Here is a 15,768-nt window from a genome sequence, read left to right as displayed (position 1 = left end):
CCCTCTACATTGCCCTGAACCCCAGCTTGCAAGTTGCAGGGATTGTGTGGGGAAACTTTGTTACTGAAGGGATCGATGTGCAGGATGATTGGCTTGTTCTCATGGCAGTTGGTTCTGCGGCGGAGCGTTTCAAAAACTTGACTATAAACACCCAGGTGAGTTTTACCGGCAAACCGACTTTTAAACCCATTGTTGATTCGGATACGGAAGGGGTTGCGGTTTTCGTTAATCCACTTCATCCTGAAGTGCGCTCAAGAGAACTTGCGCTCATTCAAGAGGTAACCGCCAACTATCCAATCGACGGCATTGTTTTAGACCGTATGCGTTATAGCAATATTCATACAGACTTCAGTGATATCACGCGACAGGCATTTGAGATGCGTTATGGAAAGCTCGGTGCATGGCCTCAGGATATTATGGAAATCGATCCGATGCCGGGAAGATCAATAAAGCCGGGCCGTCTATTTTCGCGTTGGATGGAGTTCCGCGCATCTGTTATTCGTGATTTCTTGACGGAGGCAAAGAGCACTGTGAGATTGGTAAAGCCTAACCTGCCGGTGGGCGTTTATGTTGGTTCATGGTATGACTCATATCATGAGGTTGGAGTGAACTGGGCAAGTGATTTAATCGATCCACCCTATGAATGGGCAAGCTCGACCTATCGGTTTACGGGGTATGCGGGGAACATCGATTTTCTCTACACAGGCTGCTATTACAAAATCCCCTTCGCAGAAGATGCACCACTTTATGATGCTGATGAAGGAGCGACGGTCGAAGCGTCGGCTCGACGCTCGGTTCAGCTTTCCGGTGACAGCACTTTTGTTTACCCGAGTGTCTATGTCCTGTTATACGAGAACGATCCTCAAGGGCTTACCCGAGCTTTGCAGGCAGCAATGGGGCCTTCTGCGGGGGTAATGGTTTTCGATGCTTCTTATGTAGTTGATTGGAACCTTTGGGAGATATTTGCCGGAGTGTTCAAATCATCTCGGCCACAGGCTCCGCACCATTACCCCTCTTTAAGTGATTCTCTTCGTCGGCTTGGCGATGTACGCGATAATAATTAGCGCCGCTGTTCGTTCCTTCTTATTTGGTTCATCACGAGGTATAACTAGGTATCATGCCGCCGGGAATGCGCTCTCGCTATTAGGATTTACATCACCGTAACGCTCCAGGGAAGGCATATGCCAAAGAGGTAAATATGGTAAGAAATGTGATAATTATCGGTTCTGGGCCGTCAGGGTATACCGCTGCGATTTATACGGCCCGTGCTTTGTTGGAGCCGTTAGTGTTTGAAGGGTACGAGCCTGGCGGACAGCTTATGATCACCACTGAGGTGGAGAACTTTCCTGGTCATCCAGAGGGAATAACCGGTCCTGATCTGATGTTGTTAATGCGAGAGCAAGCGGTTAGATTTAAAGCTGAGTTTGTTAGCGATCGAGTGACAAAAGTCGATTTCAGCTCTCGGCCGTTTCGTGTATGGCAAGGGGATAACGAATATCAAGCTCTGACCGTCATTATATCAACTGGCGCATCAGCGAAATGGCTTGACCTTCCGTCTGAGCAGGCATTAAGAGGGCGCGGCATCTCCTCATGCGCTACTTGCGATGGGGCATTCTTTAGGGGTAGGGAAGTCATTGTGGTTGGTGGAGGCGATTCGGCTTTAGAGGAGGGTCTGTTCCTTACCCGTTTTGCTTCAAAGGTAGCCATCGTCCATCGCCGTGACCAACTTCGGGCTTCAAAGATTATGCAGGACCGAGCGAAGGCGAATCCAAAAGTCGAGTTCATCTGGAACTCCGTTATCACAGAGGTAAAGGATACTACCGCCGGCAAGGTCACTTCGGCGACGCTTAAAAATGTAGTGACTGGTGAGGAGCATGAGCGTCCTGTTGATGGAATCTTTGTTGCTGTCGGCCATCACCCGAATTCCGATGTCTTCAAAGGGCAGATTGAGATTGATGATATGGGATATATCATCACCGATCCGGGCACTACTAAAACGACCGTTCCAGGAGTTTTCGCTGCGGGTGATGTGACCGACCGTGTCTACCGTCAAGCCATCACCGCTGCTGGTTCAGGCTGCAAGGCAGCAATCGACGCCGAGCGTTTTTTAGAAGCTGAAGGGCATTAAAGGTAAAAGGCAAATACTTCCTAAAGTAATTGCTAAGCCCTGCCCCTACATCCGAAGACATGGGCTATTGCAGCGTTGCTACCGAAGTATCGAGTAACATTCGCCATTCGCGATTCAAAAAGTTTATTACTTCCAAGAGGTTTTAAGTTGAGATTCTGGATGTTGGTTGGATTGGTGTTGCTTGTGGTGGCGGGTTTAGCTCAGAGTGAAGCGAAGCCTGATGTGGAAGTTCAAACCTCCACATTCTCAAGCTCGCTAACATCAATGCAGTTCAAATTAATGTCGCAGATGAATCCCCAACCAGTGGAGTTCCAGGACCCAAAGGAAGGGTTAACATATATATGGTGGACATATGGGTTTGCCCACACAACTAATCTTGCCCCCGGACAGTTTAAGACCCGATTTGCCGTATTTTGCCAACCCGCTTCGGAAATTAAGCGATGCCAACAAGTGGCGCGATTGCTATTGCGTTTATACGAAATGTGCAATGACCGGTTGAAGCTTAACCACACAGTCGAAACACCTTTTGTAAACGTTTTCCTTTCATGGGGAGGGACAAAAACAGGGGGGCAGCAGCTTTACTTTACTCCGAGCAATACCAATGGTCCCGCTCCTCGCCTGAGCCTAATTTATATCTATCAAACGTCTACTTTGAATAACCCCGTCGAATGGGTTCGAGAAGTGGCGCATGAGTATGGCCATGCGATTCTGCCAGAAGTAAAGGGATATACTACTCCTGAAGGATGGGCGACCGGCCTGATGGGGGAGAGGCTATTTATCCGCTGGATAATCGAGGGGATGGAAGCCGGCAAGTTAACAACTGAGGATACGATCGGCGCGACATTGCCTCAACTGAAAGCATGGGAAGCCAAATATATCGACCCATTCGAGCAGGTGATTTGGCAGCGAGGGTTAAATCTTGAACGGCTTAACGGTAAAGACAAAGCAGCCATGCTCGAATATGTGGGGTTGGCGCTTTATGCCCAATCGGCCTATGGCAATCAGATTTTAACTCGCGCGATGAAGGCATCGGGGGGCGTTACGGCGAATGATTTCTTAAACGGTTTGAAATTTGCCCTCGATGAGCAGAAGAATATAAAGGTGAAGCTGCCTGTTCTAGCACACAAAGCGCCGGTTTATCTTTTTTTACCCGGTAAAAAGTGGAGCGCTGGGCCTGGAGTGATTATTTCTGAACCTGTCAATGGTTGGGTGAAGGTGAAAACGTACCGCAAGTTGCTCACTCTAACATTCAGCCATAAGCCTGCGGATTAGGAGATGCAAGTGATACGAGGTATGGGCTTTGATATGATCGAAATCGAGCGCATTCGCTGTTCGCTGAAGAAGGGTTCGCGTTTTGCCGAGCGAATTCTCACACCCGCTGAACAGGGTTATTGTTTGCAGGGAAAGGCATCCGCTGAAAGAACAGCCGGCCGGTTTGCCGCTAAAGAAGCAATCGCAAAGGCTCTTGGCAAGTCATTAGGTTGGCTCGATGTTGAGATTTTGCCGGACGAGAACGGTAAGCCAATGGTATGGTTATCAGATCGCGCTCTCGAAGCGGCAGAGGGCGGAAAAATACTTTTAAGCATCACTCATACACGCGAATTGGCATCGGCCAGCGCAATTTGGGTTGTTGGTGAGGGCCAATGATACGAATAGGCATCATGGTAGGAGCTCATGGTCGGGGCAGCAATATGCAGGCGATAATCGATGGCTGCAGTGATGAGCGCATAGATGGCGAAGTTGTGGTTGTGATTGGAACTCGTGGGGATGCTCCTGCGATTGAGAAAGCAGTAGAGCAGGGAATTCCAACAACTATAATCAACCCGAAAGGCTATGCCGACAGCGAAGTCTACGGGGATGCGCTTCTAGATGCCCTCAAACTCTATGATGTCGATCTTTTATGTCTGGCAGGGTATATGCGATTGTTGCCATCTACTGTGGTTCATGCATATGAAGGTCATATCATGAATATTCATCCGGCCTTATTGCCGCTCTTTGGCGGGAAAGGTATGTACGGTGAACATGTTCACCAAGCGGTGATTGAGAGCGGAATGAAAGTATCCGGCTGCACTGTGCATTTTGTGGATGACCGATACGACCACGGCGCAATTATCCTTCAAACGTCGGTAATGGTCGAGGAGAATGATATGCCGGGTACACTTGGCGCTCGCGTACTTCCATATGAGCACAAAGCCTATGTGGAAGCGATCTCCCTTTTTGCTCAAGGCCGTCTGAAGCTAGAAGGCAATCGAGTGAAAGTTGTTCCCAAATCATAAAGAACCGCCGATCCAAACCGCTTTTTGGTCTTTCAGTATTTTGCTGCTCTATTGAATGCATGAACTCTCCTCGGATATACTGTGCGCATGCGGCTTGTAGGACTTGATGTAGGTGATCGGCGAGTAGGGCTAGCTACTGCCGAAACTGAAGTGGGACTTGCGTTTCCATTAAAAGTAATTCAGCGGACCGGTGACGATGAGCGTGATATCAAGGTTATCGAGGCCGCATGTCGTGATGAGATGCCTGATATGGTGATTGTCGGCATTCCTTTCTTGATGAGCGGTGAGGAAGGCGAGCAGGCTCGAAAGACGTTATCATTTATCGAAGATCTTCGCGGGCGATTGACCGTCCCAATAGAAACAGTAGATGAGCGTTTGACAAGTTGGCAAGCCCAATCCGACCTGCAGCAGCTAGGCTATTCTCCCAAGGCTCGGCGTCAACGTATTGATGCTGCAGCGGCTGCCCTTATTCTTGAAGCATATATGCAACTGAAGGCGTCCAATGGCGATCAAGACCAATAAATTTCTCAATTCAAAATCAGGAAAGTTTACAATTACCGTACTAGGAATCGTTCTAATAGCGGGATTGAGCTTTTTGATATGGTATTGGAGTTTGGTTGTTCGCCTTAAACCAGTAAGCATAATTTTTCTTCCAACCAAGATTTCCATTGAACCAAAGACAGCTTTGAGCGAAATAGCATCAGAACTTAAAGCAAAAGGCCTTATTCGAAATGAGGGCGCCTTTAAGTTTTATATGCGTTGGAAGGGTTGGGATCGTAAAATTTGGGTTGGCGTCTATGAATTCAGCCCTAGCCAGAGTACACCGCAAATTGCAGAAGCGATTGCTAAACATCAAATCACCCATAACTGGGTCGTTATTCCTGAGGGATATAGATATACTCAGATTGCTAAACGCCTTGCCCATCATAAGATATGCAACGAGGATGAGTTTCTCAAGTTGGCAGTCAATCCGAAAATTTTCAGCAAAGAGATTAAAATTCCACTGCCATCCAACTCGGTTGAGGGCTATTTATTTCCCGATACCTATCGAATGACCCCAGGAATTGGCGCTCGCGCTGCGATGAAGATGATGCTGGAGCAAACCGAAAAGGTTTATATGAAGATGGCGCCGGAATTAAACCGGACAAAACGTTCATTTCATGAGGTTTTAACGATCGCATCGATGGTTGAGCGTGAAGCGAGGTTTGAAGAAGATCGACCGCTGATTGCATCGGTAATTTTCAACCGGCTGAAAATAAATATGAAACTGGACATAGATGCGACCGTGCAATATATGTTGGGAGAGGGTTGGAAGCCGGTTTTGTTCTTTAGCGACCTGCGAGTCGATTCGCCTTATAACACCTACCTTTATAAGGGATTACCGCCAGGCCCGATTGCCAACCCCGGTATTAAATGTATAGAAGCCACGCTAAAACCGACCAAAACGGCATATTTATACTACGTCGCGATGCCGGATGGTCATCATATATTTAGTTCGAGCCTTCAAGAACATAATCGAGCGATTCATGATGTACGATTGATGCGTAAACAGGAAAATCGCAATTCCGGAGGTCCCACTTAGTGGTTGAGATATTTAATCGAGAAGATATTCCTCGGTGGCTTCGACGTTTTTGTCCACGTGAGCTCGCTGATAGCGTTGTTGATCTATCCCCTGAACATTTAAAAAGTTTGGGCTTGTTAGCGATTGGCATCGATCTCGATAATACTTTAACACCTTGGAAGAGCTATGAGTTGGGAAACGGCGTCGAGGAGTGGCTTCAACAGGTCAAGGAGTCGGGGCTAAAGATGTGCATTATCTCAAATTCACGCCGAAAAAAACGTCTTGCTCATCTATCACAGCAATTGGCTATTCCATATGTGAAAGGTCCGATGAAACCCCGACGTGGAATTTTAAGATCAGCGCTGAAGTTGGTTGGAGTGAAACCGGAAGAGATGGCGATGATTGGCGACCAGATGTTTACGGATGTGTGGGGTGGCAACCGGATGGGTATGTATACTATCTGGGTTCGACCAATCCACTCTCACGAATTTTTTGGTACAAAATTAAGCCGGCAAGCCGAACGCTGGATCGTGTGGCTGCTTTCAAAGCATCGAAAAGAGACAACCCCCTCCCCTGGCAATAAGTAACGATACGGGTTAAGTTCAAAACCGGTATCTTTCTTAGATTTTTTAAAAAAAAGCAATATTTTTAAAAAATCAGCTAACGAATTTGAGAAAACAGGGATATAATATAATAGTACGAACTCACTTAATGAGGTGACCTTTTCAGTAAGGAAACTTGCCTTTAGGAAGGGTGATGCCGATGGGTTTAGTTGGGTCCGTTAAGGCAGAAAAAAACAGGTAGCGTTTTACTACCGTACCAGTTCAAAATAGGCCTGAAATATGGTCTAACTGGCAAAAAGAAATTAAGGACGCGCAAACACTAAGTCGCGTCCTTTTTACTATTTGGATTTAGACTTCTTTCACTCTTCAGATTTAGAGGCGGGACGAGCTCTGAGATGAGCCCAGTCTCTTAGCTCATCAATGTCTTCCTTCATCATCTTTGAAAGAGGAACGACCGCTTTAGCTTCAGCGACTAGGTCATCTGTAGTAAGTTCGCGATTCGCGTCGAAAGCAGTGAACAGAGCGCCGACGATCACTTGTTCGATTTCAGCTCCAGAAAAACCTTCTGTGTCTACTGCAACTTTGACTAAATCAAATTTAGCTGGATCACGTTTGCGCTTTTTGATGTGGATCGAGATAATGTCTTGTCGATCGGTCTTATGCGGAAGGTCAATAAAGAAAATCTCGTCAAATCGCCCTTTACGCATCAGTTCCGGTGGGAGCATCGATACATCATTTGCGGTTGCGACTAAGAAAACCGGAGCAGATTTCTCCTGCATCCAGGTTAAGAATGTGGCGAAAACTCTGGCCGTTGTGCCGGCATCAGAGAAAGATGAACTTTGAACTCCCGCCAACCCCTTTTCGAGTTCATCAATCCACAAAACACAGGGCGAAACCGATTCGGCAACGCTCAATGCCTTGCGCATATTTTCTTCTGAGGAGCCAACAATGCCGCTGAACACTTTGCCCATATCCATTCTTAATAGAGGTAAGTTCCATAAGGCAGCAACTGCCTTGGCCGAAAGGCTTTTGCCGCCACCTTGCACGCCAATTAGGAGCACTCCTTTAGGGCTTGGCAATCCGAACGCACGCGCCTTTTGAGTGAAAGCAGTACGCCTTTGTCTCAGCCATTCCTTCATAAGATCAAGCCCACCCACATCGGCCATCGTTACTTCTGGTGGTGAGTATTCAAGAATGCCCGATTTTCGAATTATCTGCTGCTTTTCAACCAAAATCTCCGAAACATCGAGCATGCGCCGCCGAACCAGCGACCTAGCGAATACGCTTTCAATCTCCTCCAAAGTTAGCCCCTGAGCGGCATGAATAATCGCCTCGCGCGCTTCAGGCGCTAAATTGACGTCAAGCTGAGGGTTTTCACGCACAGCCATTATTACATCGTTGAGTTTCTGCTCGATTTCTTCAGCCGTCGGAAGGCCGAAATCAAGTACGGTAATTTCCTTCTCTAGCTCAGGAGGAAGTTTGAGAAGGGGAGAGACGATTAAAATGGTTTGCTTCCTTGGCCGCAACTTCTCAGCCAAATCGCGCAGCACTCGAATTACTCGGTAATCGCTCATATAGGGGTGATAATCCTTGATGAGATAAATACATTGGTCAGGGCCTGAGTTGATCTGGGTTAATACCTCTAATTCAGGCACTAAATGAGGGTTTTGGCCGAATCCAGGGGGTTGTGGATTCATCCCTTGGGTGAGTGACCATGTGATTACTTTTCGTTCGAGGGTATTGGCGACCACCTGCACCGCCTCTTCCACTCGCGCCTCTTCCCATGAAAGGATATAAACGATAGGATAACGCGCTCTAATTAAGGTTTCTAATTCTTCGCGAACGTTGGTTGGCATTGCTTTCGTTCCTCCGCTCCGGGTTAGCCCCAAATTTTTCGGTCGAGGCTGCGGTATTGAATGGACTCGGCGGCATGGTTGACGTTGATTCGTTCCTGTCCCTCTAAATCGGCAATGGTTCTTGAGAGCTTCAATACACGGTCAAAGGCACGGGCAGATAGACCAAGCGTCCCACATGCTTGCCGCATGAAATCTCGCGTCGAGTCATCCATCACACAGAATTCGCGTAGATGCTTTGGTGTCATCTGGGCGTTTGCAAAGATTTTTGTATTGGCAAAGCGTTTGTTCTGAAGCTCACGAGCCTTAACGACCCTATCTCTGGTTACCTTCGAAGGTTCGCCAGGCTTCATGTTAATAAGTTCTTCCTGTTTAAGGCGTGGAACTTCGATATGGATATCAATTCGGTCGAGCAGTGGGCCTGAGATTCGTTGAATGTATTTTTTGATAAGCGCTGGGTTGCAGGAACAAGCCTTGAACGTATCTCCATGATAACCGCAAGGGCAGGGGTTCATTCCCGCAACTAGCAGGAAGGTTGCCGGATATTCAATAGAAGCATGAACACGGCTGATGGTAATCACCCCGTCCTCAAGCGGTTGCCTTAGCGACTCAAGTACTTCGCGCCGAAACTCAGGCAGTTCATCTAAAAACAACACCCCATGATGAGCCAAACTAATCTCACCAGGCTTCGGAATATTCCCGCCCCCTACTAATGCCGCATAGGAACTTGTGTGATGAGGCGAACGGAAAGGCCGGTGGGTAATTAACCCACTGCGAGAATCAACCATTCCCGCCGTGCTGTAAATGCGGGTGGAGGCAATGGCCTCTTCTATCCCAAGCGGGGGCATTATAGTGGGTATGCGACGCGCAAGCATCGTCTTACCGCTTCCTGGAGGGCCGATTAAGATGATATTATGATTACCCGCCGCCGCAATCTCAAGTGCCCTTCGAGCATGTTCTTGTCCTTTAATATCGCTTAAATCAATATCATAAGGCGTTTCCTGTTGGAGAATAGCTTCAATATCACACTTTAAGGGTTCCAGAGAAGTCGGGTCTTGGAAGAACGTAACCACTTCGGTCAAACTAGAGACAGGGTAGACGTTCAACCCTTGTACAACGGCGGCCTCGGTTGCATTTTGAATGGGAAGAATTAAATTATGTATGCCCGCTTCACGGGCAAAAAGAGCAATTGAGAGCGCGCCGTTAATGCTGCGGATAGCTCCATCCAACGCCAATTCGCCGATAACCAGTGTATCATCGAGTTGATCGAACCCAATCTGTTCACTTGCAGCCAGCAACCCAACTGCAATCGGTAAATCGAAAGCAGGCCCTTCCTTGCGAATGTCAGCGGGGGCGAGATTGAGCGTAAGCTTTTGATAAGGGAAGAGAAGTCCGACATTCTTCATCGCTGCTCGAACCCGCTCGCGGCTTTCCTGTACCGCCGCATCAGGAAGCCCTACGATGATAAAACCAGGCACACCACCGTGAATATCGACTTCAACCGTTACTTCATAAGCGTCGATTCCAAGCAACGCAGCCGAGCGAACCTTTGACAGCATCAAAATACCCTCTTGTATAACTTATATTCATATTCAACGTTCGGCAGGCAATATCCTGCTTGTCGTTTAAATTTTTCTTAAGGAACGAAATTTCGCCCTTCATCCATCATGATGAGGTAATTCTCAATAGGCACATAATTGGTTACACTATTGCCGGAGCCCAAACAGAAACCGCCGCCGGGGTGGCACGCTTCAAGCGTTTCTCTAACCCGTTTTCGAAGCTGTTGCTCATCCGCCCTGCAGAGGAAATCAACGTCAATCCCGCCTAAGATGGTCAACCTATCACCATGCTGCTTCTTCACGTCAATTACTGTATCGATTGTGTCTTCGAACGAATGTCTGGCATCGATTTTAACGTCATCCAGCAGGTCGGGCATAATGCTTTCCAGATTACCGCAGGAATGCAGGAAATAAGGCCTGTCCGCCGCATGAGACATTTCAGCCATTAGTTTGTGTCCTGGCAGCACGAATTCGCGCAGGTCGTCGGGGCTAATAAGAGTGCCGCTTCTAAAGCCCATATCGTCACTTCCCCAAGTGACCTTAACTCGGTCGAATTGCAGGAAGAGTTTTATTGCTTCGATATAGGTTTGTATAAGTCTGTCACTTATCGCCTTTACCAAATCTCGTTCATCATAAAGGGCATAACAAAGCGTTTCATAGCCAAGTAGCCAGCTTAACAACTCGCAGAAGTGACCGAAGCCCCCGCTCCCAATGATGCACATATCATCCGGCAAGTTCTTCTGCAGATATTCCAAGCCAGCCAAAGAAGCTTTTTTTGGATCAGGCCATGGGTACTTTTCGAACTCCTCCCAGTTGGTGATTGGCCCTTTGTGCTCGTCCATATAAGTGCGTCCGCCTTCATGTTTCATGTCGGCAGTGTCTTCTATAGGAAGCCAATTAAGAGGGAAGCGGAATTCGTCTAATCCGTGGCGCACATAGTCATAACCCATAAACCGCTGAACCGCTACATTTCGCTTTACTCCGAATAAGGGGTCATCCGGTGAAATCCCATCGAGAAGCCCATAAAGGCTGCATAGTTGGTCTTCAATTTCCGTATCCAAAAACAGTTCGCAGTAATGCACACGCTTAGGCGTGCCTTTGCGATTGATGCAATCCATAAAAGCTTCCGCATCAGGCGTTATCTTCCTCGAGAGTAAGTTCGTATTCATCCTATCTCCTAATATTAATACTGTCCAAAAGCCGGTAAGATCCACTTAGAGACTAAGTAAGCTAACCCAAAGGCGTAGGCGACATCAAGCCAGATTACCGACCCTAGGGCGCCAAGATAAATGATTGCTGCTAATGGCGCCCCGATAATACGCGTAAGAATTGGCGAACTTTTTGACCAATTTCTATGCCAAATAGTTTTCGCATCCCCCATGCTTGGAAAAGCGTGCATGGCAATTGAAATCCCAAGCCATGTGTAAACGATTGCCGGCCAGTTTAGCTCATTGCTGAACGCTTGTTGGATAAAAGCGCCCGCCAGTAGCCCTCCCAGAATTGAATTCACCAGGAAAGGCCCGATCCCAATCAGCATCTGTTGCCAGGCATTCTCAGGTTGCTCATGGATTACGTAACCGGGAGGATTGCCCATGCGGAAGTAGCATACCTTCATTACCTCCACGCCGAGAAGCCTGCAGAAAAGCAGGTGCGCCATCTCATGCACAATCACCCCCGGAAAAAACAAAAAAGCTACCAAGAACCCAGGGATCATTATAAATTCCTCTTAATGAACCCGGTCATCATAGTGAAGAGGTGTTTGGCACGGCCGCCAATTCCGTGGTCTTTTCCTGGATAGAGCATGATTTCAAAGGGCTTGTTCGCATCCTGAAGCGCAGTGGCAAGCCGAGCGGCGTTTTGGAAATGGACGTTATCATCGTTGGTGCCGTGAACGATCATCAGTTTGCCTTTGAGCTTGTCCGCAAAGTTGACGGGAGCGCTTTCTTTGTAGCCTTCGGGATTATCGATTGGCCTGCGCATATAGCGTTCAGTATAAATTGTGTCATAGAGCGCCCAATCGGTTACAGGGGCGACGGCAATTCCCGCTTTGAACACATCCGCGCCTTTGAGCATGCACAGGCAGGTCATGTAGCCGCCATAGCTCCAACCCCAGATACCGATGCGTTTTGGGTTTACATAGGGCAGGCTCGCCAGATATTTCGCGCCTTCGATCTGGTCATTTACTTCCCATTTGCCTAGGTTTAAATAGGTTTGCTTCTTAAAATCGCGACCGCGCGAACCCGTCCCGCGGTTATCGGTCATGAATAAAATATTGCCATCCTGCGCCAGCATGTGGCTCCAGAACCCACGCCCGCCGCCCCATGAATTCATTACGACCTGTGAACCAGGCCCCCCATAGGTATACATGAGCACCGGATATTTTCGCGTTGGATCGAAGTTTTGCGGTTTGAGCATTTTCGCCCACAGTTTCTCGCCATCGGAAGTGGTAAAAGTGAATAGCTCCCATTTGCCGAGTTTGAACTCTCTCAGCTTAGGGGGAGTGGCGTCGCCGAGCGTATCCATCACCTCTCCATTTGAGCGCCTGATTACAGTTGGGGAAATGGAATTAATTGTCGAATGTGAATGAATATAGCGCGAGCAGTCTTTGCTGAGTGTTATCGAGTGCGAACCTTCCTCTTGGGTCATGCATTCCGGTTCACCGCCATCTAAACTTACACGGAAAACCTGTCGGTCAACGGGGTTGGGTAAGGCTGCAGTGAAATAGGCAGTGCGTGTTTCTGAATTTAGCTTAGCGATGCCGCAAATATCCCAATAGCCTTTGGTGATTTGTCTAAGGCACTCTCCTGAAAGGTTATACAAATAGTAATGACTCCAGCCGTCACGCTCTGAGGGCCAGAGGAATTCGTCCGTGCCTTCGATTTGAAGAACATCATGCACCTTTTCAACCCACGCTTCATCAAGCTCTTCTAATACCGTTCGAATCGAAAGCGTTTCAGCATCGACATAGAGGAGTTCAAGTTGGTTCTGCAATCGAGGCAGGCGCTGAATGAGTAGTCCTTTGCCGTCGAGTGTCCACTGCATTCGGGCAATATAATAATCTCTCGTAGGCTTCTTTGTTTCTGGGTCGATGGGGTCGAGGTCAAGCCATCGTGTTTCTCCACCAGTTACAGGAACGATGCCGATACGGACATAAGGATTAGTATCGCCCGCTTTGGGGTAGCGAGTTTGGCGCGGTTCGGTATGGAGGTCATCATACATGGGAAGCGGGAATTCCGACACATGACGTTCATCGTATTGGAAGTAGGCAATGCGCGTGCTGTCGGGCGACCAACTCCATCCGTCATGTAAGCCTAACTCTTCGCCATAAACCCACCCAAATCGCCCGTTATAAACCCACTTGCCAGCCCCCGCGGTCAGTTGCAGTTCGGTATCGGTCTCAAGGGAAACAACCCATATGTTATTCTTACGCACGAACCCAAGCCATTTCTCATCTGGGGAGAGCTTTATGTTCATCTGATCGGAAGGGCTGTCAGTAAGCCGCATGAGTTCGAAGGTTTCCATGTCATAGACAAACTGAACACCGGATTTTTCGCCTTGGAATAGAAGCAACCGCTCGCTGGGCGACCATCGATGCCCCCGCAAAGGTCGAGGCTCTTTATCTCCTTTGAGCTTGAGCTTTCTTGGGTCAAGCAGTGGTGTCTTCTCACGCGTTTCGCTGTCATAAGCCCAAATGGTATTCAACTTACTTTTAGGCCATTTCTCAACAAAGCACAAACGGCGATTATCCGCCATCCACTGCCCCGACAAAACAGGCTTCTCGTTAAAAATCGGGGAGTCAAACACATTCTTAAGCGTAAATCGGCGGCCCTTCTTAACTTCCAACAGCAGATCTCCTACTCCAAATTCATCACCATAGCATAGTACCCCAGACGTCTTCAATTCATTTGGCTGTTTTGAAGTCAGGTGATTGAATTATAAAGAGTGTTCTTCTATACCTGCCAATATTTTTTGATCGTCCGAGATAATTCCATCCACGCCCATTTCTACCAATGACTTGGCGGTTGTCAGATCGTTGACGGTCCAGGCGATTACTTTGATATTTCGCTGATGGAGTTCATTTACTCGGTTGGGGGTGATTAGGGGATAGGCGAGGGTGACGGCTTCGGTGTTGAGATGGGGGAGTGATTGGATGAATCGTTCTTCTTCACCATGACCGAAAGTTTGGGAGAGGAAGAGAGCGGGGAATAGTTCTCGGAAACGCTTTATGTTGAGGGCTTTAGCGCCTAGAATCCAGCGTTGGTCAGTGGGCAATCTCATCATTTGAGCGCCGATTTGTTCTTCGCAGCCTTCGACTTTCACATCATTCATTACTCCGATGCGGCCGATAGCCCAATCGATGAGTTCTTCAAGGGTTGGTACCCCTTCGCCATTGCCTAAATCCAGCTTTGAAAGGGTTGAAGAGGGAGTGATGCTGATGCGGAAGATATTGTCAAATCGGTCTTTAATCACATCGTCATGGGCAAGCACAACAAATCCATCGGCTGCCGGTCGACTATCACTTTCAACCCAGTCGCAACCATTCTCAAGAGCCGCCTTAAACGACCCCATAGTATTAGCCGGCGTCACCCGCGGCGCACCTCGGTGACCGATTTTGTACATATCTTTTAAGAGAAGCAAGAAACAAGAAGCAAGATTCGGGATCAATCTCTAAATTATCATCCAACATTATGACTATGGGTATGTTGTCCAATTCTCAAACAAACCGTGTAGCATTCTGCCTAATTCTCCATATGCTATCGCTAGTGTATCACGTTCTTCATGAGAGATATACTCACAGTCAACAGCGAAGTCCAGCCATATCTTTACTTCATCGCATGAACCAATGGCGTCAATTAGGTGACGTTTAAAGATATTTTCATAGTGTCGTTTGGCCCATCCTTCGACAATATTTGCTGCTATAGAACGGGATGCTCGACGTAACTGATCCGTCAAAGAATACAATTCTTCTTTAGGGAACTTCTTTGTCAGGCGAAATACTTGCATCGCTAAGCCATATGCTGAGCGGTAAACCTTCAGATCCCCGTAGGACTTTATTCCCGTGTTGTTACTTTCAGCGGCCATTCTGTTTCCCAAATCTTGCTTCTTGCTTCTTGCCTCATGCTTCTCTTCCTAATCCTTACAGTTCCAACTTTCTCGCCCAGACGTTGCGGAAGCGGACGAAATTGTTGTGATCTTGGAGCATTAGGGGGCCGGGTTCTTTGATGTTTTCATCGAATTGGCCGCCGGTGAATTGGGGGATTTCGATATCGTTATGAATCCAAATGCCGTTGAATAAGACTGACAGACGGGCGTTGGCAATTTTTACGCCCAATTCGTTGAAGCGGGGAGCTTTGAATAGGATATCGTAAGTTTGCCAAACCTCTGGTGGTCGACCGGCGTTTACCATGGGCTTCCACTGAGTATAGATTGCGCCGCAGTCATCGAAGCCACTGTCTAGCTCATAAGAGTCGAGAACCTGAACCTCGTAGCGACTTTGCAGGTAAACGCCGCTATTAGAGCGGGCTTGGCCCTTGCAGTCGGCCATTAATGGGAGCCAGAACTCGACGTGAACCTGACAATCGTTGAAAAGTTCTTTCGAAAGAATATCGCCATGGCCGGGAACAACTTCCATATAGCCGTTTTCGACCTTCCACGCTGCCGGAGTGCCGTCTTTACGTTTGGTCCAATTGCTCATGTCTTTGCCATCGAATAAAACGATCGCATCCGCCGGAATCCCTTCCGTTCCTTTATATAGTACGCTCATCAAACAACCTCCTGAAATTATGCTGTCCAAATGGTACTTCACTAGCTAAGCGAATGGCAAACAG

The 15,768-nt window shown here is 47.9% G+C and carries 16 protein-coding genes; 8 read left to right on the top strand and 8 right to left on the bottom strand.

Annotated features, from left to right (window positions below):
- From WCO51_02150 to WCO51_02115, 8 genes are all read left to right on the top strand, one after another.
- Positions 1-1,064 (top strand): alpha amylase family protein (locus WCO51_02150; GenBank protein MEI6512059.1); only part of this gene is annotated, 1,064 nt, incomplete at its 5' end.
- A 134-nt stretch (positions 1,065-1,198) separates the two neighbouring features.
- Positions 1,199-2,128, top strand: a complete 930-nt coding sequence (gene trxB, locus WCO51_02145; GenBank protein MEI6512058.1) for a thioredoxin-disulfide reductase — start codon at positions 1,199-1,201, stop codon at positions 2,126-2,128.
- Positions 2,129-2,275: 147 nt separating this feature from the next.
- Positions 2,276-3,400 carry a hypothetical protein gene (locus tag WCO51_02140; protein MEI6512057.1) on the top strand — a complete coding sequence of 375 codons (1,125 nt, stop codon included), beginning with the start codon at positions 2,276-2,278 and terminating at the stop codon, positions 3,398-3,400.
- 9 nt (positions 3,401-3,409) lie between these two features.
- Positions 3,410-3,775 carry a holo-ACP synthase gene (gene acpS / locus WCO51_02135; protein MEI6512056.1) on the top strand — a complete coding sequence of 122 codons (366 nt, stop codon included), beginning with the start codon at positions 3,410-3,412 and terminating at the stop codon, positions 3,773-3,775.
- The gene (gene purN, locus WCO51_02130) at positions 3,772-4,404 is read left to right on the top strand and encodes a phosphoribosylglycinamide formyltransferase (GenBank protein ID MEI6512055.1); all 633 of its coding nucleotides are present in this window, start codon (positions 3,772-3,774) and stop codon (positions 4,402-4,404) included. Before acpS ends, purN begins: the two co-directional genes overlap by 4 nt.
- A gap of 87 nt (positions 4,405-4,491) precedes the next feature.
- Positions 4,492-4,926 (top strand): Holliday junction resolvase RuvX, encoded by a 435-nt coding sequence (gene ruvX / locus WCO51_02125; GenBank protein MEI6512054.1) that lies wholly within the window; start codon positions 4,492-4,494, stop codon positions 4,924-4,926.
- Positions 4,907-5,986 (top strand): endolytic transglycosylase MltG, encoded by a 1,080-nt coding sequence (gene mltG, locus WCO51_02120; GenBank protein ID MEI6512053.1) that lies wholly within the window; start codon positions 4,907-4,909, stop codon positions 5,984-5,986. Before ruvX ends, mltG begins: the two co-directional genes overlap by 20 nt.
- Positions 5,986-6,552, top strand: coding sequence for a YqeG family HAD IIIA-type phosphatase (locus WCO51_02115; protein MEI6512052.1), 567 nt, complete (start codon positions 5,986-5,988; stop codon positions 6,550-6,552). Before mltG ends, WCO51_02115 begins: the two co-directional genes overlap by 1 nt.
- 335 nt (positions 6,553-6,887) lie before the next feature.
- On the opposite strand, the gene WCO51_02110 is transcribed toward WCO51_02115, so the two are convergent.
- The 8 genes from WCO51_02110 to WCO51_02075 all read right to left on the bottom strand — a co-directional run bounded on the left by WCO51_02110 (position 6,888) and on the right by WCO51_02075 (position 15,704).
- Positions 6,888-8,384, bottom strand: a complete 1,497-nt coding sequence (locus WCO51_02110; protein MEI6512051.1) for an AAA family ATPase — start codon at positions 8,382-8,384, stop codon at positions 6,888-6,890.
- 23 nt (positions 8,385-8,407) lie between these two features.
- Positions 8,408-9,940 carry a YifB family Mg chelatase-like AAA ATPase gene (locus tag WCO51_02105; protein MEI6512050.1) on the bottom strand — a complete coding sequence of 511 codons (1,533 nt, stop codon included), beginning with the start codon at positions 9,938-9,940 and terminating at the stop codon, positions 8,408-8,410.
- A gap of 77 nt (positions 9,941-10,017) precedes the next feature.
- The gene (locus tag WCO51_02100) at positions 10,018-11,109 is read right to left on the bottom strand and encodes a uroporphyrinogen decarboxylase family protein (protein ID MEI6512049.1); all 1,092 of its coding nucleotides are present in this window, start codon (positions 11,107-11,109) and stop codon (positions 10,018-10,020) included.
- A gap of 14 nt (positions 11,110-11,123) precedes the next feature.
- The gene (locus WCO51_02095; protein ID MEI6512048.1) at positions 11,124-11,654 is read right to left on the bottom strand and encodes a DUF3267 domain-containing protein; all 531 of its coding nucleotides are present in this window, start codon (positions 11,652-11,654) and stop codon (positions 11,124-11,126) included.
- A complete protein-coding gene (locus WCO51_02090; GenBank protein ID MEI6512047.1) occupies positions 11,654-13,783 on the bottom strand; it encodes a S9 family peptidase in 2,130 nt (709 codons plus the stop codon). Before WCO51_02090 ends, WCO51_02095 begins: the two co-directional genes overlap by 1 nt.
- A 90-nt stretch (positions 13,784-13,873) precedes the next feature.
- Positions 13,874-14,560, bottom strand: a complete 687-nt coding sequence (locus WCO51_02085; GenBank protein MEI6512046.1) for a glycerophosphodiester phosphodiesterase — start codon at positions 14,558-14,560, stop codon at positions 13,874-13,876.
- A 72-nt stretch (positions 14,561-14,632) separates the two neighbouring features.
- The gene (locus tag WCO51_02080; protein MEI6512045.1) at positions 14,633-15,022 is read right to left on the bottom strand and encodes a four helix bundle protein; all 390 of its coding nucleotides are present in this window, start codon (positions 15,020-15,022) and stop codon (positions 14,633-14,635) included.
- A 55-nt stretch (positions 15,023-15,077) separates the two neighbouring features.
- The gene (locus WCO51_02075) at positions 15,078-15,704 is read right to left on the bottom strand and encodes a DUF1080 domain-containing protein (GenBank protein MEI6512044.1); all 627 of its coding nucleotides are present in this window, start codon (positions 15,702-15,704) and stop codon (positions 15,078-15,080) included.
- Between the last annotated feature and the right edge of the window lie 64 nt (positions 15,705-15,768).

Source organism: bacterium, assembly GCA_037131655.1.
GTDB lineage: Bacteria > Armatimonadota > Fimbriimonadia > Fimbriimonadales > JBAXQP01 > JBAXQP01.
Note: the sequence above shows the minus strand (reverse complement) of the source record. Positions and strands in the feature narration are given on the sequence as shown.